Origin of the sequence: Nitratireductor aquibiodomus (assembly GCF_900105565.1) — a bacterium.
Lineage (GTDB): Bacteria > Pseudomonadota > Alphaproteobacteria > Rhizobiales > Rhizobiaceae > Nitratireductor > Nitratireductor aquibiodomus.
Genome location: NZ_FNSL01000001.1, coordinates 2,105,980 through 2,130,123 on the forward strand (window position 1 = coordinate 2,105,980; position 24,144 = coordinate 2,130,123).

The window sequence follows — 24,144 nt, forward strand, 5'->3', positions numbered from 1 at the left end:
TTTTCAAAGGGAGTGTGGCGGGGAGCCGATCAGCCCCCCGCCGGTGCGGGATCAGCGGTCGTAATAGGCTTCGCGCAATGCGTCGTAATATTCTGATCCGGAATCCTTCATCCGCTTCCAGGCGCTGTCATAGGCCAGATCAAGGAACTTCGCCTGCGCCTCGCCCTCGAGTGTGATCACTTCCATGCCGTTCTCGCGAACTGCCTTGTCGGTCTCCTCGATCACCTTCTGGAAGTTCTCATAGGATGTCTGCTCATATTCGGCGGCAGCATCGTTGATGATCTTCTTTGCCTCATTGCTCAAGCTGTCCCATTTGGCCGGGTTCACCACAACGGCGAGGTCGGTCTGGAAGAAGCCCGGATCGATGCGGTAACGCAGGAACTTGTCCCAGGAGAGATCCTGAATGCCGACAATCGGCCAGCCCGAACCGTCAAACGTGCTGCGCTCCAGACCCGTATACACATCCGGAACCGGAACGGAGACGGGAATGGCACCCAGCGCTTCAAAGAAAGAGTTGTAGATCGGCTGCGAGCGGATGCGCTGACCATCGAGATCGATGCCGCCATCCTCCGTCCGCTTGGGCTCGTTGATCGTGTAGATATAGAACTGCACGCCGGTGTCGAGGTGAGCCAAAAGGTTCACGCCGAGCTTCTTGGAAAAGGCTTCCTGCATGATGCCGAAGCCGCCATTCTCACGCGCCTTCGCCGCCGTCACGGTCGAGCCGACCCAGGCATCCGCCTCCGGCATCGTGCCGAGATAATAGGAGGCGGGGCCATACTGCATGTCGATCACGCCGCGGCGCACGGCATCCACCTGCTGGTTCGGCGGGAACATTTCCGGCCCGCCCGCATAATTGATCTGGATGACGCCCTTGCCGCGCTCGTTCACAAGATCGACAAAGCCCTTGAAGCTCTGCGAGAAGGCAAGCGACTGCGGGAAGGCGGAAATCGCCTTCAGCGTTTCTTCCGCACTGGCCTGTCCGGCAAAGGCGATGCCGGTGAGCGCCGTTGCAAGAAGGCCGTTTCTGATGGTCCTGGCGATCGATCTGGTCGTGGCTTGGTTCATTTCTTCGTCCTCTCTGGTTGTCCGGGCTTGTTCCACCCGGTTTTGGTTTCAACTGCTCCCTAAAGCTTTGGCGGCCGCACAAGCCCCGCATTGTCGAGCGCCTTCAGGAAGGCGGCCATGCGGCGCTGGCGATAGGCATCGACATCCATGTCGGAATAATCGAAGAAGCCGGAGCCGGTCTTCAGGCCGATACGCCCCTCTTCCATGTGGCGGCTGATGATCTCCGGCGCTTGATAACGCTCATCCTCAAACGCCCCTGCGAGATAGCGGCTCGCATAGTAGAGAATGTCGCCACCGCCCCAGTCGATGAATTCCAAAAGGCCGAGCACACCGAAACGCAGGCCGAAACCATAGGTCACGGCCTTGTCGACATCCTCAGCGCTCGCAACACCTTCTTCCACTATGCGCGCCGCCTCGTTCATGGCCAGCGCCTGAATGCGCGGCACGATGTAGCCGGGCGAAGCCTTGCAGACGATCGGCACCTTGCCCATGCCTTCAAGATAGGCGCGCACGAATGCGGTGGTTTCCGCATCCGTCTCATCGGCCGGGCTGAGCTCCACCAGCGGCATCAGAAAGGCCGGGTTCAGCCAGTGCGCATTGAGAAAGCGCTCGGGCGCAGAGGTGAAACCCGCCAGTTCCGTCGACAGCATGGTCGAGGTGGTCGAGGCCAGAATTGCGTCGCCATCGGCATGGGCGTCGAACAGCGCAAACGCATCGCGCTTGGCATCCGTCACCTCGGGCACGCCCTCGAACACGATGCGCGCGCCGGAAAGACCCGTCGCAGCCTCGCCGCGCGGCACGATGCTCACCCGCTCCATGATCTGCGGAACAGCATCGACTTTGAAAGCACCTAGTGCTGCGATGGAGGCGAGCGCCGTGCGGATCTCGTCCAGCGCCTCGTCGCGCAGTTTTGCGAAGGCGTCGGCCTCACGCTCCTTGGCATCGATCAGCCGCACCTCGTGGCCGGCATAGGCGACGCATTGCGCAATGCCCCGCCCCATGCGCCCGGCGCCGATGCAGGCGATGGTCACGTCATCTGCCATCACAGCCCCTCGCGCAGCATCGTCTGCACCGCCTCGCGGCTTTCACCGGCAAGGCCGATCTTCTCCATCGTGCGGCCCTCGGCGCGGAAATCGCGCTCGGCCACCGCGCCGGCAATGGCGAGAAGCCCCGCCGCCACCGGACAGGGCACACCTACCCATTCACCCACGGAAACCATGAAGGCGAGCCCCATGCCCACATCCTCCAGCATGTAGCGGTGCGACTTCAGGTCCAGCTTCTCGTGCCAGTCCCCGGAATCCACCAGCTTGTCATGGGCCAGATTGCCATACATCCAGTTGCTGGTCTCGTAGTGATCGGCCAGTGGAAAGTGAGGCGCGCCATAGCCTAGCGCCTCGCGGATCGCCATGCGCTCATTGTCGAGCGCGGTGTGCGTACGGCGGATGGAAGCCTGCGTGCCTTCATTATGAATGTCCCAGCGGTCGAAATGCTCGATGGGACCGGCATTCATGAGGATCAGCGGCGGGTGGATGATCGGGCCGGCATTCATCAGCGCGCCCGATAGCGCATCCTCCACCGGCTCGATGGAGGTCGGGAACACCGCCGCAATGGTCTTGATCGCATGATCCGTGTGCCGCGCCGGCAGCACGCCGGTCGGCAGGCGCGAGGCCCGCGTCGTCACGCGCACTTCGAGCGACCCCTGCTTGCGCGTCAGCCATGGCAGTGTGCCGGTCTCGGCAATCGCGATGTCGGCCTTCGAGCCCGCTTCGCGAATCCGCTTCATCATCAGGTAGGAGCCGAACGTGCCGGGCGGCAGGTAGATCACCTGCCCGTCCTCCAGATGCGGCGCGAGCTTCGTGGCGATGTCCTCCTGCGCGAAGGCCGGCGTTGGCGCAACGATCAGCTCCGCTCCCTTGAGCGCTGCAGCAAGATCGTCGGTCGGCACGACCGCAATCTTCCGGCTGCCCTCGTGGTCGGTCAGGGTGATGCCGCCTGCCTTCTCGACATCGGCGAAACTTGCCCGGTCGCGCCGCCACCAACGAACCTCATGGCCCGCCTCGGCGAAATCCGCCGCAGCCGCATAAGACCCGTTGCCTCCACCCAGAACAGCTACTTTCATGTCTTCACTCTCCTCCTCGCCCGCACACAGTCACGGGCATTCATGTCACGCTCGCTGGTTCACCCCCGGGGCAGAACCGCCGTCGCCTCGATCTCCACGACCGCCTCCGGTTCCACCAGGCGCGTTACCTCCACCGTGGCCATGGCCGGAAAACAGCGGCCAAAAACATCACGATAGGCTCTTCCCAGTCCTTTCGGGTCGGCCAGATAGTCCTCGACGCTCGTCACGTACCAAGTGAGGCGCGTCAGATGTTCCGGCCCAGCGCCCGCCGCTTCGAGCACGTCGCGGATGTTGCGAAACGTCTGGTGCGCCTGGGCGACGAACCCTTCCGGAAAACGGCCCTCGCGGTCCCAGCCGACCAGCCCGCCCGTGTAAATAATGCCGCCATCGGTCATCACAGCATTGGCGTAGCCCTTCGGCTGCGGCCAGCCTTCCGGGCTGACCGTTTTGTGCAGCAGGCGCGGTTCGGCAGCGTTTGGGGCGCTCTCGGTCTCGCTCATGTCGCTCTCGTCTCCAGTTTCACCGGCCCGGCGACCGGAGCGGCCGCAACGCCGCTGCCGGCACGGTACAGCGCGTGAATGTGCCTGAGGGCGTCTTTCAGCAGCGCCCCCTCGCCGGGGCGAAGCCGAGCGATGATCGCCCGCTCATGGGCCTGCGCCTCATCGACCAGACGCCCGCCAAGCTCGCGTCCGGCCGGTGTCAGGAACACGCGCACGCGCCGTCGGTCGCGCTCGTCGCTCCGGCGTTTCACCAGCCCTTTCGTCGCCATCTGGTCGACGATCTTGGTCAGATGCGACTGCTCCATCAGCGCGAGTTGGGCGAGCTGCGTCACCATCTGGCCGTCCTCATCGCTCAGGCAGGCGAGAATGCGCCATTCCGGCACGCGCAGCCCCTGCTCGCGCACATGGGCGTGAAAGTCGGCACTGGCGGCGTCGCTGGCGGCGGCGAGCAGATAGAGCAGGTAGTCGCCGACAAACCCGGCATTGCGGTCGATCTCGATCCTGTCTTCGTCTTTGGCCATCATATCGTCCGGTCACATCGAATTGGGAATGATAAGCGCCATCGCCGGCAGCGCGATCAGAAGCGCAAGACGCACAACATCCATCGCCACGAAGGGCAGGATGCCGGCGAAAATACGCTCCAGCGGAATGTCGGGCGCCACCGTCCGCATGACGAAAACATTCATGCCGATGGGCGGCGTGATGAAGCTCAGTTCGGTCGCGATCACCACAAAGATGCCGAACCAGATCGGATCGAAGCCAAGACCGGTGACGATCGGAAACAGGATCGGCACGGTGAGCGTGATCATCGAGATGCTTTCAAGCAGGCATCCCAGCACCAGATAGATCAGCACGATCAAGAAGATCACCGGGTACGGGCCGACGCCGAAAGCGTTGATCCATGTGCGCAGGTCGCCCGTCAGGCCGGAGAAGTTCACATAGTTCAGGAAGTATAGCGCCCCGAACAGGATGAAGAACATCACCGCCGTGGTCTTTGCCGTGTCGAACAGCGTGGAAAGCGTGGCCCGCAGGGTCAGCCGACCGCGCATGAAGGTGAGAAGAAACGCCCCGCCCGCACCCATGCCCGCCGCCTCGGTTGCGGTGAACACGCCCAGATAGATGCCGCCCAGAACGAACACGAACAACGCCAGCGCCCACACGACACCGCGCAAAGCGCGGATGCGGTCGACCAGTGGCAGCTTTGGCTGGGTCTCCAGATGTTCGGAATAGACCACCAGCGACAGGCGTACGGCGATCATGTAGCCGACCACGCCGATCAGCCCCGGCAAGAGACCCGCCAGAAACAGCTTGCCAATGTTCTGCTGTGTGAGGATGCCGTAAATGACGAGGATGACGGATGGCGGGATGAGAATGCCAAGCGTGCCACCCGCTGCAATGGATGAGGCGGCCAGCCGGTCGGAATAGCCATATTTGCGCATCGCCGGCAGCGAGATGCGGGCCATGGTCGCCGTGGTGGCGAGCGACGAGCCGCACACTGACGAGAACCCACCACAGGCGACGATGGTCGCCATGGCGAGCCCGCCCTTGCGATGGCGCAGCCAGGCGTTGGCCGCCGCGTAGAGATCGCCAGCCACACCCGACTGAACCACGAGATTGCCCATCAGCAGGAACAGCGGCACGACAGACAGCGTGTAGCTCCTGCCACTGTCGAAGAAGACCTGCCCGAGCATGGCCAGCGCCGGGTGCCAGCCAACGATCGAGACAACGCCGATCAGCCCCACCGCAGTCATCGCGAATGCGATGGGCACGCCCGCGAAGATGAGCGCCAGAAGCAGCGCCATTCCGATTGGCCACGCCATCAAACGCCCCCGCCATCGCTTTTGGGCAGGCGCAGCACCGCAATGACAAGCGTGATCACCGCACAGACACCGGTGATGACTGCCGTCGCCTTGGCGAACGGCCCGAGCGGCGCACGCAGATAAACCGTCACCTCATTGTAGCTGTCGAGCTGGGCCCCATGGTTCCAGAGCTGCCAGGAAACGAGCCCCAGCACCACGGCAACCACAAGCCGGGCGAGATTGAGCTGAATTCTCTCAGCAACGCCCTTGAGCCCGGCCGTGAGCAGATCGACACTCACATGCCCGTCATCCAGGCACACTGCCGGCAGCCCCACAAACACAATCGCCATCAGGAGGATTTCGGTATATTCCGCGGCACCCGGCAGCGGCGACGACAGGAGATAGCGACCGATCACATCGACCACTGTCACCAGCGTCAGCGCCACCAGAAACGCGCCGCAAAGCACGGCAGTCGCCAGTCTTAGCCACCGCCGAGCCCGCATTGCGATCCGCTCGGAGGAGGCGGCCATTATTCAGCCGCCACCGCTTTGATTTCGTCCTTGAGCTTGCCCAGAACCACCTCGAAGTCGACCCCCTTCGCCTCATAGGCCTTGGCGAGATCGTCGAACATGGGCTGCGTCTTCTCGCGCAGCGTCGCAAGCTCTTCTTCGGTCGCATCGTGGAAATCCACCGTCGAGCCGATGACCTCCATACCGGCTGCATCCGCCGCATCCCAGGCCTGGCCTGCCATGCGCGAGAACGCCTCGCCGGAGACCTCTTCGATGGCCGCCTTGTCCTCATCCGACAGGCTGTCGAACTTCGCCTTGTTCATTACGAAGAAGAACGAGACATTGTAGAGACCGCCCGGCACACGCAGTGCCTTGTCCACCAGCGTTTCCAGCTTGAAGAAAGGCACGGATTCGACGGGGAAGAAAATGCCGTCGGCAATTCCGCCCGACAGGATTTCATAGGACTGTGGCGACGGTGCCTGGATCGACACCATGTCCATCGCTTCAGCAAGCTTGTTGGTGATGTTGCCCGCAACGCGGATCTTGGCACCGGACAGGTCCGACAGCGGTGAAACCGACTTGCCCTTGGTGAGCAGGAGCCCCGGCCCATGCCCGAACACGCCCAGCACCTTGGTGCCGCGATGCTCCTCGGCCTGCGCCAGATCGCTCTCGTACACACGCCAGAAGGCCACCGAAAGGCTCTCGGACGTATCGGCCAGGAACGGCATTTCGGCGATCTCGGTCAGGGTAAAGCGCCCCGGCGTGTAGCCATGCACGCCGAATGTCAGGTCCACTGCGCCATTGGCGGCAAGGTCGAAATGCGCCGGCGGCGGCCCAAGCGGCGCGTCGAGAATTTGCACCTCGATGCGGCCGTCACTGGCCTCTTTCAGCTTCTCCGCCCAGGGGATCATCATGTCCCTGACAATCGGATGAGACGGCGGCAGCCAGTTCGACATGCGCAGAACCGTCTCCTGCGCCATCGCACCAAAACTCATGGCTGTCGACAGAATAGATGCAGATACAAGTGTTTTGATCATGCGCGTCATCGTTGCTCCTCCCATGACGGCCTCCTCCAGCCCTGAGGCTTCCACAAGTTTCAACGCGCTTCAAGCTTAAAAAGATGAAATTTCACTTTTTTAGGCTTGAAGCTTGACAACGCATAAATATGCGAATTCATATTAATTGGAGACTGTGGCTGACAATCCACCCGCCGAGTGGATTAAATGGAGGAGCCGCAGAGGGAGGAGATTTCGGCAATGGGCGAACTGAAGCTCAAGGTGTGCGCGAGCGAAGCGCTGACCCCACAAATTCGAACGCTCGAGCTGGAAGCAGCCGATGGCGGCACGCTGCCCGGATTCTCTGCCGGCGCACATATCCGCGTCACGCTGCCTGATGGCTCGGACCGGCACTATTCCCTCGTCAATGCCAGTACCGAAGCAGGTGCCACCGACGCGCCCGCCACCTATCGCCTCGGCGTGCGCCTCGAAGAGGACAGCAAGGGCGGCTCGCGTTTCATGCATGAGCTTAAGGAGGGCGACATCATCGAAACCTCCGCCCCGCGCAACGACTTCGCGCTGGTCGAAGCGCAAGCGCCTGTTCTTCTCATCGCCGGCGGCATCGGCGTCACGCCGCTCATCTCCATGGCTGCCGAACTCAAGGCGAAGGACCGCCCGTTCTCGTTTCACTATGCCGGCCGGTCGCGCACGCTTCTGGCCTTCATCGACGCGCTTGAGGCCATCGAGACCAATGCCCTCACCATCCATTGCGACGACGAGCCGGAAACCTGCATCGACCTGAAGGCGCTGATCGGCAAGGCGCCTGCCGAAGGCCACATCTATGTGTGTGGGCCACGCGGCATGATCGAGGCGGTGCGCGAAATCGCCCATGCCCGCGGCATCGCGAAGGACCATGTGCATTTCGAACTGTTCGAGGCGCATGAGGCCGAAGCGGGCGACAAGCCCTTCGAGGTCGAAATCAGTTCCACGGGTCAGGTCTTCACCATCCCGCCGGGCAAGTCCATCATCGAAGTGCTCGAGGAAGAAGGCGTCGACCTGATCTACGATTGCCAGCGCGGCGATTGCGGCATCTGTCAGACAACGGTCCTGTCCGGCATTCCCGACCACCGCGACGTCATCCTCACCGACGATGAACGCGCGGCCAACGATGTCATGCAGATCTGCGTGTCACGCGCAAAATCCGACCGGCTCGTCCTCGACCTCTAGGAGACCGACCGGACGGCGGCCAGCAAGGGAGTAGCAAGCCATGAGCCGTTACGCGAACAACCCTCAGGCGATCAGAAATCTGATCCGGCCCACGGAAGTGCACCGCGACGTCTATATCGATCAGGAAGTGTTCGAGCTGGAGATGAAACATCTCTTCGCCAACACCTGGGTCTTTGTCGGCCATGAGAGCCAGACGCCCAACAAGGGCGATTATTTCACCACCGAGATCGGCACGCAGCCGGTGATCATGGTGCGCCACTCCGACAACGAGATCTACGTCCTGCACAATCGCTGCCCGCACAAGGGCACGAAGATCGCCATCGACCGGACGGGCAACACCGGAAAATTCTTCCGCTGCCCCTATCACGCATGGTCGTTCAAGACGAATGGCTGCCTGCTCGCCATCCCGCTGCGCAAGGGCTACAAGGACACCGGGCTCGAAGAGAGCGAATCCGTCAACGGCATGGCCCCGGTTGGTGCGGTAAAAAACTATCGCGGATTCATCTTCGCCCGCCTCAACAAGGAAGGCCCGGATTTCGAAAGCTTCTTCGGAGAGGCGCTGAGCTCCTTCGACAACATGGTCGACCGCTCGCCCGAGGGCCGTCTGGAGGTGGCCGGGCCGCCGCTGCGCTATATGCATCGCTGCAACTGGAAAATGCTGGTCGAGAACCAGACCGACACCTGCCATCCCATGGTCGCGCATGAAAGCTCCGCCGGCACGGCCATCGACCTGTGGGAGAAGATGGACAAGCCCGAGGGCACGCAAAAGCCCATGGCCATGGAGGTGATCGCCCCCTTCATGAGCCCCTATGAGTTCTTCGAGAACATGGGCATCCGCACCTGGCCGAACGGCCACGGCCACACCGGCGTGCATCACTCGATCCACTCCGACTATTCAGCCATCCCCGGCTATTACGAACAGATGGTGGAGGCCTATGGCGAGGAGCGCGCAAAGGCGATCCTCGGCGAAAACCGGCACAACACGGTCTATTTCCCCAACATCATGATCAAGGGGCCGATCCAGCAATTGCGGCTGTTCACCCCCATCGCCGCCGACAAGACGCTTGTCGAAAGCTACATCTACCGGCTGGTGGGCGCGCCCGACATGCTTCTGGAGCGCACCGCGATGTACAACCGCATGATCAACGCGCCCACCTCCATGGTCGGCCATGACGATCTGGAAATGTATGAGCGCGCGCAGGAAGGCCTGCATTCCGACGGGCTGGAATGGGTCAATGTCCAACGCCTCTACGAGGAAGGGGAGAATTTCGACGAGATCGCCGTCGAAAACGGCACCACCGAGCGCCAGATGCGCAACCAGTTCCACGCGTGGGAAAAATACATGACGATGACGATGGAAGGAGACGCGCAATGAAGGCCCCCACCCGCGACGACCTGATCGATTTCGTCTATGAAGAAGCCCGCATGCTGGACGATGGCCGGTTTGACGAATGGCTCGATCTGTGGACCCACGACAGCTTCTACTGGATGCCGCTCGACTACAATCAGGAAGACGCCAAGCACGTCACCTCGCTGCTGCATGAAGACGCCTTCATGCGCAAGCTGCGCGTCGAGCGCTTCAAGGGCGAGCGCACCTTCTCGCAAAAGCCGAAGACCCGCTGCCACCACGTTCTGAACCGCCCCTTCATCGACCATATGGACGATGAGAAGGGTGAGTATGTCACCCACACGGCGTTTCACTATGTGGAGACACGGCTCGACGACCAGATCCTGCTTGCCGCCACGGCACGTCACGAGTTGAAACTCATCGAAGGAAAGCTGAAGATCACCCACAAGCGCGTCGATCTGCTCAATTCCGATGCCGCCTTCGGCAATATCCAGATGTTCCTTTGAAAGCGCGCAGCAGATGAAATCGCAGATCCCGCCGTTCGACACCGTGTTCGCGGCCTTTGCCGACAGCGCCGGGCGCTGGCCGGACCGCCCCTTCCTGCACGTGCTGGAGGAGACGGCCACGGTCTACGACATTCCCGCCGGCGAACTCTCCTATGGCGCCGCACTTGCCGAGATTAAACGCCTGAGGGACGCCTATGCTGCCGGGGGCTATCGCGCCGGCATGCGCGTCATGCTCCTGATGGAAAACCGGCCGGGCTTCTTCCTGAACTGGTTCGCCTTAAATGCGCTCGGGCTCTCGGTCGTGCCGGTCAATCCCGACCTGCAATCGGCGGAACTGGAATACATGGCCGGGCACGCGCGCCCGGTTCTGGCAGTGGCCATCGCGAGCCGCGTGGCGGATCTTGAACAGGCGGCTGCCGCCTCCGGCGTCGGCTTTCCGGTCGTCACGCCCGAGGCGGACACCCCGTCGCTCGATCCGCGCTTTGCCGGCATGGAGACGCCGCAGGGTGCGCCGCTCAGCCGCGAAGCGGCCATGCTCTACACCTCCGGCACCACGGGCAAGCCCAAGGGCTGCGTCCTGTCGAACCTCTATTTCCTGCATTCGGGCCGCTGGTACGCGAAGGCGGGCGGCCTTTGCGCCATGAACGAGCACGGCGAGCGCATGATCACGCCGCTGCCAATCTTCCACATGAACGCCATGGCCTATTCGCTGATGGCGATGATCACGGTCGGCGGCTGCCTCATCGCGCTCGACCGTTTCCACCCGCGCAGCTGGTGGCAGAGCGTGCGTGACAGCCGGGCCACCTGCCTGCATTATCTGGGCGTCATGCCGTCCATTCTCATGAAGGCCGAACCCACGGAACAGGACAGGGCGCACAATGTGCGCTTCGGCTTCGGCGCGGGCATCGATCCCAAGCTGCACGGTCCCTTCGAGGAGCGCTTCGGCATTCCGCTGATCGAGGGCTGGGCGATGACGGAGACGGGGGCCGGCGCGGTCATCGTTGCCAATCACGAGCCCCGCAAGCGCGGCACGAACTGCCTTGGCCAGCCCGGCCCGGATATCGAGGCCCGCGTGGTCGCGGACGATGGCAGCGAGACAGCTCCCGGCCAACCCGGCGAGCTTCTGGTGCGCCATGCCGGCGAGGATCCGCGTTTCGGCTTCTTCTCTGAATATTACGCCAACCCCGAAGCCACCGCCGAAGCGTGGGAAGGCGGCTGGTTCCACACCGGCGACATCGTCATGCGCGATGCCGATGGCGATTTCTTCTTCGTCGACCGCAAGAAGAACGTGATCCGCCGTTCCGGCGAGAACATCGCCGCCGTGGAAGTGGAATCCTTCCTCATGCAGCATCCCGACATCAAGGCGGCAGCGGTCGCGGCAGCCCCGGACGAGCTGCGCGGCGACGAGGTCTTCGCCTGTCTCGTGGTCGAGAGCGGCGAACGCGATGAGGCGCGCGCCCGCGAGATCGCCGAATGGTGTCTGGACCGCGTCGCCTATTACAAGGTTCCAGGCTACATCGCCTTTGTCGACGCCCTGCCCCTGACCTCGACGCAAAAGATCCAGCGCGGCGAACTGAAATCACTGGTCGCCCGGCTTCTCACCGATCCCGGAACGGTCGACACACGCTCCATGAAGAAAAGGCGCGCGGCCTGATGGCGGGCCGCACCTCAAGACGGATGGGCTATGAGGGCGTGGTGCTCGCCGCGCCCGCCACCACGCCCTATCAGCGTTTCTCCAAGGAAACGGCGCATTGGTGGATCGCCCGCGCGCTGCGCCAGTCGCTTCAAAGCGCCGGCCTCAGCCCCCGCGAGGTCGACGGCTTCTCGGTTTCAAGCTTCACGCTCTTTCCCGACACGGCGGTGGGGCTGACCCAGCATCTCGGCCTCACCCCGCGCTGGCTCGATCACATCCCCATGGGCGGGGCAAGCGGCGTCGTGGCGCTCAGGCGCGCAGCCCGCGCCGTGCAGGCGGGCGACGCCGACATCGTCGCCTGCGTTGCCGGCGACACCAATCATGTCGACAGTTTCCGGCGCATGCTCTCAAGCTTCAGCCGCTTCGCGCAGGATGCCTCATATCCTTATGGAGCGGGCGGACCGAATGCCTGTTTCGCGCTCCTGACCGACCATTATATGAGCGCCTATGGCGCGACCCGTGAGGATTTCGGCCGCATCTGCGTCGCCCAGCGCGACAATGCGCTAAAGAACCCGCACGCGGTGATGAAAAAGCCGCTCACCATGGATCAGTATCTTTCCGCGCGCATGATCTCCGATCCCATCGCGCTGTTCGATTGCGTCATGCCCGTCAGCGGCGCAGAAGCGTTTCTCGTGATGCGTGAGGAGGACGCCCGCGCCGCCGGCCTTGCCTACGCGCATATTCGCGGTAGCATCGAACGTCACAACGCCTTCCCCGAAGACCCGATCCAGATGCGCGGCGGCTGGGTCATGGATATCGACGAGCTTTACGCCATGGCCGACGCCAGGCCCGACGACATCGACCTGTTGCAGACCTATGACGACTACCCGGTCATTTCCATGATGCAGTTCGAGGATCTGGGGTTCTGCGGGAAAGGTGACGGCCCGGCCTTCGTGCGCGAGCGCAATCTCACCATTGCCGGCGACTTTCCGCACAACACGTCGGGCGGCCAGCTTTCAGCCGGACAGGCAGGAGCTGCTGGCGGCTTCATCGGCATGGTCGAGGCCATCCGTCAGGTCACTGGCAGAGCCGGTCCCACCCAGGTGAAAGGTGCGACGACCGCCATGGTCTCCGGCTTCGGCATGATCAATTACGACCGTGGCGTCTGCTCCAGTGCGGCCATCATTTCGGGAGCGGGCACATGACCGATGCCATCCTGCCGCCGCCGAAGAAAGACCCGCAAAAGCGCACCCGCACACAGACGCTTCCCTCGGGCCTCAGAAGCCGCGCGGCGCTGGGGCTCACGGCGGCTGCCGCCGGGGGGCGCTTCATGCTGCAGGTCTGCGGCGAATGCGGCGCGCTGCAATATCCGCCGCGCGACGCCTGCTCCACCTGCCTGTCGACCGAGCTCCCATGGCGCGACATCGACCCGGCAGGCGAGCTCATCGCTGAAACCACGGTGCGCACCAGCACCAACACCTATTTCCGCGAACGCACCCCATGGCGTGTCGGCACCGTCCGGCTCGACGCCGGCCCCTCCATCATGTGCCACGTCCATGGCGACGCGCCGCGCGGCGGCCGGGTGCGCATCATCAACCGGCTCGACAAGTCGGGCCAGGGCGTTCTCTACGCCCTGCCTCCCGAAGGGACGCCCAACATGGAAGACGATCCGCAACTGCGCGAAATTACCGCCGATCCGAAATTCCGCCGCGTGCTCATCACCGATGCACGCAGCGAAAACGCCTTGGCGCTGGCCGAGGCCTTCGCCAAGGCCGGCGCGTCGATCATCTTCATCGGCGAGCCCGAAGGCTGGCGGCCCTATCCGCACCGCGCGGCACTCGAGGCGATCCCCAACGTCCAGATCGTGCCGCTCGACGTCACCGACACCGCGTCGGTCGCCGAGCTTGCCGGCGAGATCGGCGGCAAGACGGACATTCTCGTCAACAATGCCCGCTTCGTGCGCCCCGGCGGCATCATGGACCGTGGAGACACCGTGTTCGCCCGCGACGAGATGGAGGTGAACTATCTCGGCCTGATGCGGCTTGCCCAGTCCTTCGGCCCGGCCATGCGCGGGCGCGGCGCAGATGGCGACAACAGCGCCGCCGCCTGGGTCAACATCCTGTCGGTCTACGCTTATTCCAACATGCCGGCCTTTGGCGCGTTCTCCGCATCCAGCGCCGCCGCCTACTCTCTGTCGCAGTGCCTGCGTGCTGAGATGCGGCCCGGCGGCGTGCGCGTGATGAACGTCTATACCGGCCCGACGGACGACGCCTGGCACCAGCCCCTGCCGCCGCCCAAGGTCGCGCCCGCAGCCCTTGCCCGCGCCATCGTCTCCGGCCTCAAGGACGGGCTGGAAGATGTGTTCGTCGGCGATGTGGCGAAAGACCTGATCGAGCGCTGGCGCGCCGGCGCAAAAGTGCTGGAACGCGAGATGAGCGAAACCGACGGAGGCGGCGCATGACCATCCACGCAACCGACCCATCCGCCCTTCTGGGCAATCTGGCGGAGGCGCTCGCCACCGGCGCCATCGAGGTGGTGGACCTCACTCACACGCTCGATCAGGATTTTCCGGTCATCGTGCTACCGCCCGAGTTCGGCCAGTGCGCGCGCTTCCGCATGGAAGAAGTGTCCGCCTATGACCATCGCGGCCCGGCGTGGAAATGGCACAACTTCACCTGCAGCGAGCACACCGGCACCCATTTCGATGCGCCTTCGCACTGGATCTCCGGCCGCGACGTGCCCAATGGCAGCGTCGACGAGATTCCCGCCGAGCGCTTTATCGGGCCGGTCTGCGTGATCGACTGTTCGGACGGCGCTGCCGCCGACGAGGATTTCGAGCTGACGCCGGAAATCATCAAGGCGTGGGAGGCCGAGCACGGCCGCATTCCCACCGAAAGCTGGGTTCTGATGCGCACCGACTGGTCGAAGCGCCGGGGCGCGGCCTATCTCAACATGCGCGAGGATGGCGCGCATTCGCCCGGCCCCACGCCGGCGGCGATCCGGCTTCTGGTGGACGAACGCGGCATTCGCGGTTTCGGCACCGAGACCGTCGGCACCGACGCCGGTCAGGGATCGCATTACACGCCGCCCTACCCCGCCCATTTCTATCTTCACGGCGCAGGGCGCTACGGCCTGCAATGCCTCAACAATCTCCACCGGCTGCCGCCCACAGGCGCCATGCTGATCGCGACCCCGCTCAAGATCAAGAACGGCACCGGCAGCCCGCTGCGCGTGGTGGCGCTTGTGCCCGGCAGGACCTGACACGATGGATAAAGAGCTGACAGCCGTCATCACCGGCGGCAACAAGGGCATCGGCGCGGATCTCGCCCGGACCATGCTGGATGCGGGCTACCGTGTCGTCTCGGTCGCACGCCGCGCGCCGGAGTTCTCGCATGAACGGCTGAGCTCGGTCGAAGCCGACCTGCTGGACGACGCAGCCGTCAGCGCGGCCGCAGCCGAGATCGCCGGCAGGCACGACGTCACCCATTTCGTGCAGAATGCAGGCCTCATCTGGCCGAACCTCATCGAAGACGCCAGCGCCGAGGACATCACCGGCCTCGCCCAGCTTCACCTTGGCTCCGCCCTCACGCTTTTGAAAGCCTTCCTGCCTGCCATGAAGGAACGCCGCTTCGGCCGTGTTCTCTTCAATGGATCGCGCGCAGCACTGGGCGCGCAGACCCGCACCGCCTATGGCGCATCCAAGGCCGGCATGGTGGGCATGGCGCGAACCTGGGCGCTGGAACTCGCCCCCCACGGCATCACCGTAAACGTGGTGGCGCCCGGGCCGATCCAGACCGACAATTTCTGGGGCATTATCCCGAAGGGCAGCGAGCGGGAAGCAGAGCTTGCCAAACGCATTCCCGTTGGCCGGCTCGGTGCGGTGGAAGACGTCACCAACGCCTTCATGTTCTTCGCCGATCCGAAGGCAGGCTTCGTCACCGGGCAGACGCTTTATGTCTGCGGTGGTGCAAGCGTGGGCAGCATGCAGCTTTGACAGCGGCCCACGTCAGTCGGCGGCGGTAACGATGGAGCGCGCCGCCTGAAGCAGCGGGTCGTCGTCCCTCTCCCTGAGGCTGGCAAAGACGAGCCGTGCGGCAGCATGCGCCTTGCAGATGAGGTCCACCTCGCCATCTGCCTCGGCCGAGCGCGCAGCTTCTGCATGCAGCAGACCGACGCCTACCCCGCCTGCGATCAATGTGCGCGTGACCTGCTCCCGGTCAACGCTGATGATGCGGGTGGGCCGAAAATTATGCCTGCGAAAGAGCGCCTCGGCCGCCTCCCCGCAACATGTGTCAGGGGCCGGGCAAATCCACGGCATCTCCGCCAGTTTCTGCCAGTCGGGTTTGTCTTTCGCGTCCACGGTCCCGGGCGGAACCGCGAGATAGATGGCAAAGCGCAGGACGTCGACCACATTCAGATCGTCGCCGGGTTCGCCTGTCTCATTGTAAAAACCGGCATCCAGACCGCCGTTGCGAATGCCCTCGGCAATGGAGCGCGATGTTCCATGCCGCAGCTCGACATCCACCTGCGGATAGCGCTCGGCAAAGCCCGTCATCAGCCGCCCGAGCGCCTCAGGCCCGGAGTTGCAACCCATGCCAAGCCGCAGGCGCCCGGTGAGGCTGCCCTTGAGACGGGTTGCCTCCTCAAGCAGTTCACGGTGGGCACCCAGCGTCTGTTCGGCCCTCGCAAGCAGGCGTTCGCCGTCCCCTGTCAGGATCATGCCGCGCGGTGTGCGCTCGAAGAGGGAAAGCCCAAGCGTCTCCTCCATCGCCTTGATGTGTGCGCTGACGGCAGGCTGGCTGAGATGGATGCGCTCGGAGGCCCGCGTAATGCTCCCCTCGCGAGCAACGGCAACGAAGGTTCTCAGTTGCTGAATATCCATTCCCGCCTCATCGCTCGGTAGCCAGACGCATGTCTACACCATGCCAAGAGCATACCACCACAGGAGATCGAGCGGCATGAGCACGAGCGCACCGATGGCGAACATCACAAGGCAGAGCCGGACCACCGCACCTGTCGGCAGATCGCCCAGTTGCATTGCCGTTATCAGCGGCGGTGCCTGATAGGGCAGAAACACGTTGGAGAAGGCCAGAACCTGCGTCATCAGCACCGTGGTGAGCGGCAGCCCCGTCAGCGCCGCAAGGTTCTCCGCCACCGGTGTCATGATCGCGGGCACGCCGGGCAGGTTCGTGATCATCGCCACCAGCGTCGAAATGCCCGTCAGCATGGCGACGTTCCAGAAAGGCCGGTCTGCCTGAAATCCGGCAAGACCGCTCAGATTTTCCACCACCACTTCGCCCAGCCCGGTCGACGAAAGCACCGTGCCAAGTCCGAGAATGCCGGCAACGAAAAAGAGCGAGGCGTAGTTCACTTCCTCATTGATGCATTTTTTCGAGGTGAGCCCGGACCCGGGCCAGAGGCAATAGAGACCGGCGGCAAGCGCGATCCAGCCCGGCGAGATATGGTGGAGTGTATCGGTCAGCCACAGGGCAAGGCACAGCCCCAGCACCATTGTCAGCCGCCTTTCCGCCGGGGACATCCCCGGCAGGTCTGCCGACACCACCGGCTGGCGCTGCGGATCGCCATCGGGGAACATCCTCAGGATCAGCACAACGAGCACGCCCGCCTTCAGAAGGCCCAGAACCGGGAAATGAATGGTCAGATAGGACCAGTAGGAAATGCGCGCGCCATAGAGCGTCTCGGCCATACCGGCCAGGATCATGTTGGGTGCGTTCGCCGGCAGGATGGTGAAGGCCGGCAGGCAGGTTCCGAAGGCTGCGGCCAGAATCATGCCGGTCCGCCCGCTGGAGCTCTTGCCATATCCCATGTGATCGGCGAGCGCGATGACGATCGGCAGAAGCAGCACGATGCGCCCGATAGAAGACGGCATGACGAAGGCCAGCGCCAGGCTGAAGCCGGTCATGCCCGCAATGACGGTAAAATAGCGCGTGCCGAGCATGCCGGCGAGCACTGCCGCCATGCGTTTGCCAAGGCCGGTGTACCGGATCGACACCCCCAGAATGATGCCCCCGAAGAGTAGCCAGAAGGTCGATGAATAGAAGCCGGAAAACACCGCCTGTGCCGGGGCGATACCGGAAAGCATGGCGATGAGAAAGAACATCAGCGCCGTCCAGTATTCGGGGACCGCAGCTGTCGCCCACATGCCGATGCAGAAGACGGCAAGCGCCGCCGCAAGCGCCATCGGAACCGGCAGCGAGAGCCCGGTGACAAACCCGACGGCACAGGCGGCAACCACGATGGCTATTGATTTTATAGAGTTTCCCGCCGGGGCCCCCTTGGCCGCGCCGCTTGGTGCCGCATCTTTGGGTGCCTGCGCGGCGGCAGGCGAAAGCGTTTGGTCGGACATGGAAAAAGAATGCCTCCAGGAAACGGTGTCGTGCCGGCGACATTGCTCTTTTCACCCTTCTGCGATCCAATCGTTTGTTGAAAAGCCAGCCCTCAGGAAAACCGAGGGCAGCGCCTGCCCTATCCGGCGAGCTCCCGCATCAGCATCTCGACAGGCCCACGCCTGAAGGCGCGCGACCACAGCCACGCAAACAGCACCGCGACGAAACAGAAGATCAGCGACGCCATGAACGACACACCCAGTGTCTGCCCACCCAGCATGCCGAGCGCCTCGATCACCCCCATGCCAACCATGATGTGGGCAATGTAGAGCGTGAGCGTCTGCCGTCCGGCGGGCACAACCACCCGCATGAACGGCGCCATGGCAGCCAGCTCCGCAAGCCACAGGCAGACACCCACCACGAATGACGCCATCCCCATGCCAGCCAGCATATAGAGCGGCATGGGCGGCACCGGCCCCGTCGTCGCCAGATAGGCAAGCTCGGGATCGAGCGACGCCAGAAGCGGGCGCAGTTGCGCGCCAAGCACCTCGGCCAGCAGATACGCCGCCACGCCACCAAACATCAGGGCGTTGCGCAAACGCCTTTCGTCGAGCCTCAGCCGGCTGAGGATGACGCCGAAGAGCAGAAAACCCAGCCAGGGAACAACCGGGTGCCACCCATTGAAAAAAAGGTTCCGCACAAAGCCCGCCGGTGTCCAGAAATCGGCATAGCTGTAGTCCACCCAGTTGCGGCCCGTGTCGTAGTCGAAAATGAAGTTCATGCCGACAAAGGCAATGTTGAGCGCCACGATCATGGCGATCAGCGTTGGCGTCGGCCACGAGAGAAGAAGCGCGCCAAATAGGAAATAGAACGCGTAGTAGTGCAGGATGTCGGCATCGAAAACGAGCGTGTTGGCGAGGCCCAGCACCAGAAGGAACACCGCGCGCCTGATCGTGACCGGCACGGTGCTTTCCACCCCGCGCCCGGCCGCAAGGCCAAGGCCAATACCGGCGAGCACCACAAATGTGGCCGCAGCACGCCCCTCAAGCGCCAGCGTGAACCAGGCAAGGGGTCCCTCGCCCCCTTCCGCCCCCATCCCTTCCGCCCCCATGACGATCGTAAAGTTGACGATCACCATGCCGACGAAAGCGAAGAAGCGTGCGAGGTCCAGACCTTCCAGCCTCCCGGTTCGCGCCGGTCGTTCGACCTGATCAGAAACGGTCATGCTGCGCCTCCACCGTCGCATCACGCGCTGCCGCGCTGCAGGGTTCACCACCGGCGAGGCATCTGCCTGCATCGACCATGAACCCGGCACCTTTCTGCGAGAGCCGGTCTCCTGATTTTCTGTGTTTATCGCGCCGCATCCCTTGCTCCATCTCGATACATCAGCCATATTATGAACGATCGTTCGTTCATATATCTGCCAATTGTGAAACCTGCAAGATGATCGGAAAGAAAACGGCGCCCTCGCCCCCCCACCCGCGCAAGCAGCTCATCATCGAGGCTGCGGTCACCTGCTTTCTGGAAGCCGGCTATCATCAGACGGGCGTGCGCGACATCGCCCACCGGGCGGGCATCAGCCTCGGCAATCTCTACAATCACTTCTCCGGCAAGGAGGCCGTCCTGGCCGAGATCGCACGGATCGAGGCACAGGAACTGGAAGCCTTCCGCACATTGCTCGCCGCAGGCCCGGACCCGAAGGCAACGCTGAAGCGCTTTGTTGAAGACTATGCGGAATACGCAGCCCGCCCGGAGAATGCGGTTCTGGGGCTCGAGATCCTGTCCGAAGCCATCCGCGCGCCGCAGATCGCCTCATTGTTCTCTGGCAACCGCGCCGGACTTGTGACCGGTCTTGCAAAGCTGCTCGAAGAGGGCACGCGCGCTGGCCACTTCCGCGCGTTCGAAGACCCTCGCGAAACGGCAGGCCTCATACTCGACGCCATCGAGGGGCGCGCGCTAAGGGTATTGCTGAAGGACGCAAAAGGCTCCGCAAAGACCACGCTGTGGCGCTTCATCAACGCGGCGACACAGGTGAAGCCGTGAAGCTTGCCCTGATATGTGGCGCAATATCAGTCCTCATTGCCGCCTGCGCCTTCGTCGCGTTGGAATATGTGACCCTGAAGCTGCCCAAGCTTGTCATCTCGCCAAACGCGCCGCTCGCGGAAAGGACGCGTGCCCTGGAAGACTGGTTCGACGCGCTCGAGCGCGCCAGAAAATTCAACGGCACGGTTCTGATCGTCCGGGAAGGCAACACGGTTTTCGAGCACCATGTCGGCTTTGCCGACGCCGCGACAGGGCGCGCCATCACCAGCAGGACATCCTTCAACCTGGCCTCGGTCTCAAAACACATCACCGCTTTCGCGGTCCTGCTGCTTGCGCATGAGGGCAAATTCACGCTGCACGACCCCCTTGTACAGCACATTCCCGAACTGGGCCGCTATGATGGTGTGACACTCGATCATCTGCTTTCTCATACGTCCGGCATTCCTGACTACGCGCGAAGCCGTAAACTGGCGAAGAGACTGGAGCAGGACAGGGATATCCTGACGCCCGCAAAGCTGATCGGCTGGCTTGCCGCGACGGATGAAGGCCCCATGTTTACACCGGGCGAAAAGGAAAACTACTCGAACAGCAATTATGCGCTTCTGGCCGAGATCGTTGCACGCGTTTCGGGGCAGTCATTCGCCGACTTCCTGCAATCACGCCTGTTCACCCCTCTGGGAATGCACCGCACGGCAGTCGTCAACGGCATCGAAAACACCAATCTGCTGGAAGACAGGGCCATCGGCTTTCGCAAGCGCTTCCTCTATTTCGGTTCCGACGTACCCGACGATCTCAACCGTTTTGACGGTGTGGCCGGGGACGGAAACATCTATGCGAGCGCCCGCGACCTCATCATCTGGGATCAGGCCCTGCGCCAGGGCGCACTGATGCCCGCAGAAGCCTACGAGCCCGCCTATGCGCCCGGGCGCCTGGCGAATGGTGAGATCATTCAGGAAACCGTATTGGGCAAAACCCTCCAGCCCGGCCTGGGCTGGAATGTACAGGATTTCCCCATCGTCACGTCCTACGGTCTTTGGCAGGGGTTTTCAAATTTTTACTGGCGCGATCTGGAGAACGACACGACGCTCGTCGTCCTCAGCAATGCCGGCATCTTTCTACGCACGGTGATGATCGGTGAAAAACTCGTCGAGTTTGCGCAGACGCTGAGCGACGGCCAGCAGCAGAGCTCAATGCCCGCGCAGCCGTGAGGGAAACGCGGTGCGGCCGCACCTGAACCCGGCTCCACCGCTTCCATCAGATCACGAAGTACACAACTGCCCCGCAACAATAATCAGACTAGAGGAATATCGAAGCTGACGATCCATACGATCATGAACCGATGGAGCGCTCGGGAGAAAATTCGAACTCGGAACCCAGCGGGCGACTGCCCGCCGGCCGGACAGGCCGCCCCGCGGAGGCGTCGAGCGAAGCGAGACTGACGTGAGCGACATAGTGGCGGAGAGGATGGGAGAGATTTCGAACCTGACGCCGCAGGCCGCGACCGCGGCCCGGGCTTTCGCCCGCCCTATCGGAGCCGTGAGCGAAGCGAACTGGCGTGAGATCAAGAAAATGGCGGAGAGGGAGGGACACTCTCTTCCCCACAAAATTAACCTTGCAGCGCTTGACTTTGCTATCTTCTAGCCCCCTGTCTGGGGAAGCAATGTGGGGGAGCAGGGTACCGGGGCATGGCAAATTCACAACAATACTTGGAGTGGCACGGCCAGCAATGGCGAGTGGTGGTCTTCATTCCTCGCAACCTTCAGGGCATCCTTGGTCGAACCCGTTTCAAGCAGACCCTTGGCACATCGGACCTCAAAGAAGCCAATGAGCGCAAATGGGCTGTAGTCACGCGCATGAAGGCCGTTATAGCCCAAGCCCGCCGCGCCGCCTTATCCAATAATCCCCGCGAGGCTGAAGCACTCCAAGCCCGCCTTCACGCGGATGATGAGGGAACACAATATTGGCTCCACGACCGGGCCGAGAAGATTGCTGCCACCGAGGGCCGCGAAGCAGCCACCGCGTTCTTCAATCTGGCGAGTGGGAAGACGACCCCGCTGGACCATCACACAGACGCCTTTCTCTCCTTCAAGGCGGGCTACAGGCTCAAGTCCCAGGGGGATTTTAAGCGTGTCCTGCGTTGGCTTGGTGACTGGCTCAAGGCCGAGCATCATGCAGCGACGTTGGAGGCTGTGACGAGGAAGACCGCAGGCCAATTCATCGAAAACTCGCTTTGTGTCGGGCGGAGCCGCGATAAGGCAGCGGCCTATCTAGGCTTCCTGAGGGAGTACTGGAAATGGCTCCAGAAGCGCGGCCATGCGGATGACAACCCATGGTCAGGTCAGGAGCTTCCCGAACAGTCCCGCCGTGACCGCAGCGCCGAGAGGGATGGCGGCAAGCGGCCCTATACCGACGAAGAAGCAGCGACGCTCCTCTATGGCCCTGTATCCGACCTCATGCGACCACCACCGAGCCTGTATCTCACCGACCTCATGTATATTGCCGCGTTGTCAGGAATGCGCCTGGAGGAAATCTGTCAGCTACGTGTGGCCGACTGCAAAGGCGGAACCTTCGCGATCCATGAGGGCAAGACAGACAATGCCCGCCGCACCGTGCCAATCCATCCAGACCTTACGGGCATCATATCCCGACGCACCAAGAACAACCCAGATGACGCCTACCTGATAGATGGTTTGCCAGACATCCCGACATCGCGTGACAGTCGCTCCGATCCCGCCTCGAAAGCGTTCTCTCGGTATCGCCGCAAGGTGAAGGTGGACGAGAGGCCGAACGACAAAGCCAAGAGCAACGTGGACTTTCATTCATTCCGCCGCTGGTTCATCCGCAAGGCACGAGACGCCATGCAGGAACCCAATGCAGGCTTCAGTGCGTGGACCATTGCGGACGTGGTGGGGCACGATGATGAAGGCGTGAAGAACCTCTTCAAGCTGACCATGAGCCATTACCCTGGGGCATCAAGCGACAACGCGAAGCGGGCCTTGGTGAGAGCGGTGAAGCTGCCCACCTAAAAAATTAAAATTGCTGTGCATTGTCGTACCGTCCAGAGGGTGAAGCGAAGCACGAGAAGGGCGGCAACCAGATACAACAATTCGCACTTGCACAGGGTCTGAAAGCGCCCGCGTCTGTCCGATTTTCGCTATTGCCCCGCGACTCACCGTGACCATACTGGGGAGCGCAACGCAGATATGGAGATTGCGCAATGACCCACCGTATTACCCGCCCAGTTGTCGCGTCGGACCTCAAGGACGCTGCCGCCGCCATCAGCTTCGCGCTGGACTACCTGCAACCCCATGAACCTTTTGAGTTTCTCAATGAGTGGCGCGAGGGGAAGGACCTGTCTCCGTGGATTGAAGCCTGGGAGCAGGACCAGGAGGAAGCACGGCGCATGACACACCCAGAGTGGATGTTCTCCTGATGCCTCCAACGGTTGGAGAGGTCCACCTCTTCTCCCTCCCATCCACAATGCCAGACAAGCGAGTGTCTATGTCCACTGACAGGTTGATACGTGCGTACCTGGAGGCCAACAGGAGGATGATGGCCGAGAGCAAAGACATGACGTTGGCCACCACCGTCACCTTCCTCGGTGCAGCCGTATGGAGCGACCACGAGGACCGTGAGGGTGAACCCCTGACGCTGGAGGACCTAGCGGTGAAAGTGGGCATGACGCCGACCACCATAAGCCAGCACCTCAGGTATCTTGGCATCGGGTACCGCTCTGGGAGGCCGGGATTGGGCCTGGTGCTGACCGGCATCAACCCAGACAATCGCCGCAAGAAGACATTCGACCTGACACCCAGGGGCCGAGGCCTCGCGGCGCAACTTGCGTTGATCCTCAGGAAGGCGACATAAGGGAGGGCCTGTGGCCCTCTCATTCCTGCATTCGACTAGGCGTACTCTTGGAAGCCAGGAGCAGTCCCGCCGCATCTGCACATTAATTCGCACGTACTTGAATGGGAGCGCTCGCCACACTGCACATTAATAGGCAGCTTCTTGAGAAGCGGCATTGCGTTGCCAGCAATTTGTCTTCGCGCATCG

The 24,144-nt window shown here is 62.6% G+C and carries 25 protein-coding genes; 13 read left to right on the forward strand and 12 right to left on the reverse strand.

The features are described from left to right. Window positions 1-51: 51 nt before the first annotated feature. Genes dctP through BLW55_RS10000 form a run of 8 tightly spaced genes read right to left on the reverse strand, consistent with a single transcriptional unit; the run spans window position 52 to window position 7,038 of the window. A complete protein-coding gene (gene dctP, locus BLW55_RS09965) occupies window positions 52-1,065 on the reverse strand; it encodes a TRAP transporter substrate-binding protein DctP (protein WP_036541077.1) in 1,014 nt (337 codons plus the stop codon). Window positions 1,066-1,124: 59 nt separating this feature from the next. Beyond that, a complete protein-coding gene (locus BLW55_RS09970; RefSeq protein WP_090328627.1) occupies window positions 1,125-2,108 on the reverse strand; it encodes a 3-hydroxybutyryl-CoA dehydrogenase in 984 nt (327 codons plus the stop codon). Further along, window positions 2,108-3,184, reverse strand: a complete 1,077-nt coding sequence (locus BLW55_RS09975) for an NAD/NADP-dependent octopine/nopaline dehydrogenase family protein (RefSeq protein ID WP_090328629.1) — start codon at window positions 3,182-3,184, stop codon at window positions 2,108-2,110. The genes BLW55_RS09970 and BLW55_RS09975 overlap by 1 nt, the downstream gene beginning before the upstream one ends. Window positions 3,185-3,243: 59 nt before the next feature. Continuing rightward, window positions 3,244-3,684, reverse strand: coding sequence for a RidA family protein (locus BLW55_RS09980; protein WP_090328631.1), 441 nt, complete (start codon window positions 3,682-3,684; stop codon window positions 3,244-3,246). Then, a complete protein-coding gene (locus tag BLW55_RS09985; RefSeq protein ID WP_090328633.1) occupies window positions 3,681-4,205 on the reverse strand; it encodes a MarR family winged helix-turn-helix transcriptional regulator in 525 nt (174 codons plus the stop codon). The genes BLW55_RS09980 and BLW55_RS09985 overlap by 4 nt, the downstream gene beginning before the upstream one ends. Before the next feature lie 12 nt (window positions 4,206-4,217). Continuing rightward, window positions 4,218-5,504, reverse strand: coding sequence for a TRAP transporter large permease (locus BLW55_RS09990; protein WP_090328635.1), 1,287 nt, complete (start codon window positions 5,502-5,504; stop codon window positions 4,218-4,220). Continuing rightward, on the reverse strand, window positions 5,504-6,013 hold the full coding sequence (locus BLW55_RS09995; RefSeq protein ID WP_090328637.1) for a TRAP transporter small permease: 510 nt from the start codon (window positions 6,011-6,013) through the stop codon (window positions 5,504-5,506). The genes BLW55_RS09990 and BLW55_RS09995 overlap by 1 nt, the downstream gene beginning before the upstream one ends. Then, the gene (locus BLW55_RS10000; RefSeq protein ID WP_090328639.1) at window positions 6,013-7,038 is read right to left on the reverse strand and encodes a TRAP transporter substrate-binding protein; all 1,026 of its coding nucleotides are present in this window, start codon (window positions 7,036-7,038) and stop codon (window positions 6,013-6,015) included. Before BLW55_RS10000 ends, BLW55_RS09995 begins: the two co-directional genes overlap by 1 nt. Window positions 7,039-7,248: 210 nt before the next feature. Between BLW55_RS10000 and BLW55_RS10005 the strand changes: the two genes are divergently transcribed. From BLW55_RS10005 to BLW55_RS10040, 8 genes are read left to right on the forward strand one after another with little or no spacing between them, the layout of a single operon-like run. Further along, complete coding sequence (locus BLW55_RS10005; protein ID WP_090329949.1) at window positions 7,249-8,214, forward strand: PDR/VanB family oxidoreductase; 966 nt, start codon at window positions 7,249-7,251, stop codon at window positions 8,212-8,214. A gap of 40 nt (window positions 8,215-8,254) precedes the next feature. Continuing rightward, window positions 8,255-9,589 carry an aromatic ring-hydroxylating dioxygenase subunit alpha gene (locus BLW55_RS10010; protein WP_090328641.1) on the forward strand — a complete coding sequence of 445 codons (1,335 nt, stop codon included), beginning with the start codon at window positions 8,255-8,257 and terminating at the stop codon, window positions 9,587-9,589. Beyond that, complete coding sequence (locus BLW55_RS10015) at window positions 9,586-10,068, forward strand: aromatic-ring-hydroxylating dioxygenase subunit beta (protein ID WP_090328643.1); 483 nt, start codon at window positions 9,586-9,588, stop codon at window positions 10,066-10,068. The genes BLW55_RS10010 and BLW55_RS10015 overlap by 4 nt, the downstream gene beginning before the upstream one ends. 13 nt (window positions 10,069-10,081) lie before the next feature. After that, window positions 10,082-11,722 carry an AMP-binding protein gene (locus tag BLW55_RS10020; RefSeq protein WP_090328645.1) on the forward strand — a complete coding sequence of 547 codons (1,641 nt, stop codon included), beginning with the start codon at window positions 10,082-10,084 and terminating at the stop codon, window positions 11,720-11,722. After that, window positions 11,722-12,906 carry a thiolase family protein gene (locus BLW55_RS10025; RefSeq protein ID WP_090328647.1) on the forward strand — a complete coding sequence of 395 codons (1,185 nt, stop codon included), beginning with the start codon at window positions 11,722-11,724 and terminating at the stop codon, window positions 12,904-12,906. Before BLW55_RS10020 ends, BLW55_RS10025 begins: the two co-directional genes overlap by 1 nt. After that, window positions 12,903-14,162, forward strand: coding sequence for an SDR family NAD(P)-dependent oxidoreductase (locus tag BLW55_RS10030; protein ID WP_090328648.1), 1,260 nt, complete (start codon window positions 12,903-12,905; stop codon window positions 14,160-14,162). The genes BLW55_RS10025 and BLW55_RS10030 overlap by 4 nt, the downstream gene beginning before the upstream one ends. Next, the gene (locus BLW55_RS10035; protein WP_090328651.1) at window positions 14,159-14,962 is read left to right on the forward strand and encodes a cyclase family protein; all 804 of its coding nucleotides are present in this window, start codon (window positions 14,159-14,161) and stop codon (window positions 14,960-14,962) included. Before BLW55_RS10030 ends, BLW55_RS10035 begins: the two co-directional genes overlap by 4 nt. Before the next feature lie 4 nt (window positions 14,963-14,966). Continuing rightward, entirely contained in the window at window positions 14,967-15,695 is a 729-nt protein-coding gene (locus BLW55_RS10040; RefSeq protein ID WP_090328653.1) for an SDR family NAD(P)-dependent oxidoreductase, read from the forward strand. Window positions 15,696-15,707: 12 nt separating this feature from the next. Here BLW55_RS10040 and BLW55_RS10045 read toward each other — a convergent pair whose 3' ends face one another. The 4 genes from BLW55_RS10045 to BLW55_RS20785 all read right to left on the reverse strand — a co-directional run bounded on the left by BLW55_RS10045 (window position 15,708) and on the right by BLW55_RS20785 (window position 19,412). After that, window positions 15,708-16,583 carry a LysR family transcriptional regulator gene (locus tag BLW55_RS10045; protein WP_007009247.1) on the reverse strand — a complete coding sequence of 292 codons (876 nt, stop codon included), beginning with the start codon at window positions 16,581-16,583 and terminating at the stop codon, window positions 15,708-15,710. 33 nt (window positions 16,584-16,616) lie between these two features. Beyond that, a complete protein-coding gene (locus BLW55_RS10050; protein WP_244509034.1) occupies window positions 16,617-18,068 on the reverse strand; it encodes an SLC13 family permease in 1,452 nt (483 codons plus the stop codon). A 119-nt stretch (window positions 18,069-18,187) separates the two neighbouring features. After that, window positions 18,188-19,273 carry a DUF418 domain-containing protein gene (locus BLW55_RS10055; RefSeq protein ID WP_090328655.1) on the reverse strand — a complete coding sequence of 362 codons (1,086 nt, stop codon included), beginning with the start codon at window positions 19,271-19,273 and terminating at the stop codon, window positions 18,188-18,190. Further along, the gene (locus BLW55_RS20785; protein WP_177175061.1) at window positions 19,260-19,412 is read right to left on the reverse strand and encodes a hypothetical protein; all 153 of its coding nucleotides are present in this window, start codon (window positions 19,410-19,412) and stop codon (window positions 19,260-19,262) included. The genes BLW55_RS10055 and BLW55_RS20785 overlap by 14 nt, the downstream gene beginning before the upstream one ends. 79 nt (window positions 19,413-19,491) lie before the next feature. On the opposite strand from BLW55_RS20785, the gene BLW55_RS10060 reads away from it, so the two are divergent. The 5 genes from BLW55_RS10060 to BLW55_RS10080 all read left to right on the forward strand — a co-directional run bounded on the left by BLW55_RS10060 (window position 19,492) and on the right by BLW55_RS10080 (window position 23,958). Then, complete coding sequence (locus tag BLW55_RS10060; RefSeq protein WP_090328657.1) at window positions 19,492-20,091, forward strand: TetR/AcrR family transcriptional regulator; 600 nt, start codon at window positions 19,492-19,494, stop codon at window positions 20,089-20,091. Next, window positions 20,088-21,299 carry a serine hydrolase domain-containing protein gene (locus BLW55_RS10065; RefSeq protein WP_090329951.1) on the forward strand — a complete coding sequence of 404 codons (1,212 nt, stop codon included), beginning with the start codon at window positions 20,088-20,090 and terminating at the stop codon, window positions 21,297-21,299. Before BLW55_RS10060 ends, BLW55_RS10065 begins: the two co-directional genes overlap by 4 nt. Before the next feature lie 477 nt (window positions 21,300-21,776). Next, window positions 21,777-23,117 carry a DUF6538 domain-containing protein gene (locus BLW55_RS10070; RefSeq protein ID WP_090328659.1) on the forward strand — a complete coding sequence of 447 codons (1,341 nt, stop codon included), beginning with the start codon at window positions 21,777-21,779 and terminating at the stop codon, window positions 23,115-23,117. 191 nt (window positions 23,118-23,308) lie between these two features. After that, on the forward strand, window positions 23,309-23,524 hold the full coding sequence (locus BLW55_RS10075) for a hypothetical protein (protein ID WP_090328661.1): 216 nt from the start codon (window positions 23,309-23,311) through the stop codon (window positions 23,522-23,524). Further along, window positions 23,524-23,958, forward strand: coding sequence for a helix-turn-helix domain-containing protein (locus BLW55_RS10080; protein ID WP_244509035.1), 435 nt, complete (start codon window positions 23,524-23,526; stop codon window positions 23,956-23,958). Before BLW55_RS10075 ends, BLW55_RS10080 begins: the two co-directional genes overlap by 1 nt. Window positions 23,959-24,144 lie beyond the last annotated feature (186 nt).

What these genes read in the sequence shown, in the direction of transcription:
- dctP (WP_036541077.1), bottom strand. Translation starts at nt 1,065, where the DNA reads ATGAACCAAGCCACGACCAGATCGATCGCCAGGACCATCAGAAACGGC.
- BLW55_RS09970 (WP_090328627.1), bottom strand. Translation starts at nt 2,108, where the DNA reads ATGGCAGATGACGTGACCATCGCCTGCATCGGCGCCGGGCGCATGGGG.
- BLW55_RS09975 (WP_090328629.1), bottom strand. Translation starts at nt 3,184, where the DNA reads ATGAAAGTAGCTGTTCTGGGTGGAGGCAACGGGTCTTATGCGGCTGCG.
- BLW55_RS09980 (WP_090328631.1), bottom strand. Translation starts at nt 3,684, where the DNA reads ATGAGCGAGACCGAGAGCGCCCCAAACGCTGCCGAACCGCGCCTGCTG.
- BLW55_RS09985 (WP_090328633.1), bottom strand. Translation starts at nt 4,205, where the DNA reads ATGGCCAAAGACGAAGACAGGATCGAGATCGACCGCAATGCCGGGTTT.
- BLW55_RS09990 (WP_090328635.1), bottom strand. Translation starts at nt 5,504, where the DNA reads ATGGCGTGGCCAATCGGAATGGCGCTGCTTCTGGCGCTCATCTTCGCG.
- BLW55_RS09995 (WP_090328637.1), bottom strand. Translation starts at nt 6,013, where the DNA reads ATGGCCGCCTCCTCCGAGCGGATCGCAATGCGGGCTCGGCGGTGGCTA.
- BLW55_RS10000 (WP_090328639.1), bottom strand. Translation starts at nt 7,038, where the DNA reads ATGACGCGCATGATCAAAACACTTGTATCTGCATCTATTCTGTCGACA.
- BLW55_RS10005 (WP_090329949.1), top strand. Translation starts at nt 7,249, where the DNA reads ATGGGCGAACTGAAGCTCAAGGTGTGCGCGAGCGAAGCGCTGACCCCA.
- BLW55_RS10010 (WP_090328641.1), top strand. Translation starts at nt 8,255, where the DNA reads ATGAGCCGTTACGCGAACAACCCTCAGGCGATCAGAAATCTGATCCGG.
- BLW55_RS10015 (WP_090328643.1), top strand. Translation starts at nt 9,586, where the DNA reads ATGAAGGCCCCCACCCGCGACGACCTGATCGATTTCGTCTATGAAGAA.
- BLW55_RS10020 (WP_090328645.1), top strand. Translation starts at nt 10,082, where the DNA reads ATGAAATCGCAGATCCCGCCGTTCGACACCGTGTTCGCGGCCTTTGCC.
- BLW55_RS10025 (WP_090328647.1), top strand. Translation starts at nt 11,722, where the DNA reads ATGGCGGGCCGCACCTCAAGACGGATGGGCTATGAGGGCGTGGTGCTC.
- BLW55_RS10030 (WP_090328648.1), top strand. Translation starts at nt 12,903, where the DNA reads ATGACCGATGCCATCCTGCCGCCGCCGAAGAAAGACCCGCAAAAGCGC.
- BLW55_RS10035 (WP_090328651.1), top strand. Translation starts at nt 14,159, where the DNA reads ATGACCATCCACGCAACCGACCCATCCGCCCTTCTGGGCAATCTGGCG.
- BLW55_RS10040 (WP_090328653.1), top strand. Translation starts at nt 14,967, where the DNA reads ATGGATAAAGAGCTGACAGCCGTCATCACCGGCGGCAACAAGGGCATC.
- BLW55_RS10045 (WP_007009247.1), bottom strand. Translation starts at nt 16,583, where the DNA reads ATGGATATTCAGCAACTGAGAACCTTCGTTGCCGTTGCTCGCGAGGGG.
- BLW55_RS10050 (WP_244509034.1), bottom strand. Translation starts at nt 18,068, where the DNA reads ATGTCCGACCAAACGCTTTCGCCTGCCGCCGCGCAGGCACCCAAAGAT.
- BLW55_RS10055 (WP_090328655.1), bottom strand. Translation starts at nt 19,273, where the DNA reads ATGACCGTTTCTGATCAGGTCGAACGACCGGCGCGAACCGGGAGGCTG.
- BLW55_RS20785 (WP_177175061.1), bottom strand. Translation starts at nt 19,412, where the DNA reads ATGCGGCGCGATAAACACAGAAAATCAGGAGACCGGCTCTCGCAGAAA.
- BLW55_RS10060 (WP_090328657.1), top strand. Translation starts at nt 19,492, where the DNA reads ATGATCGGAAAGAAAACGGCGCCCTCGCCCCCCCACCCGCGCAAGCAG.
- BLW55_RS10070 (WP_090328659.1), top strand. Translation starts at nt 21,777, where the DNA reads ATGGCAAATTCACAACAATACTTGGAGTGGCACGGCCAGCAATGGCGA.
- BLW55_RS10075 (WP_090328661.1), top strand. Translation starts at nt 23,309, where the DNA reads ATGACCCACCGTATTACCCGCCCAGTTGTCGCGTCGGACCTCAAGGAC.
- BLW55_RS10080 (WP_244509035.1), top strand. Translation starts at nt 23,524, where the DNA reads ATGCCTCCAACGGTTGGAGAGGTCCACCTCTTCTCCCTCCCATCCACA.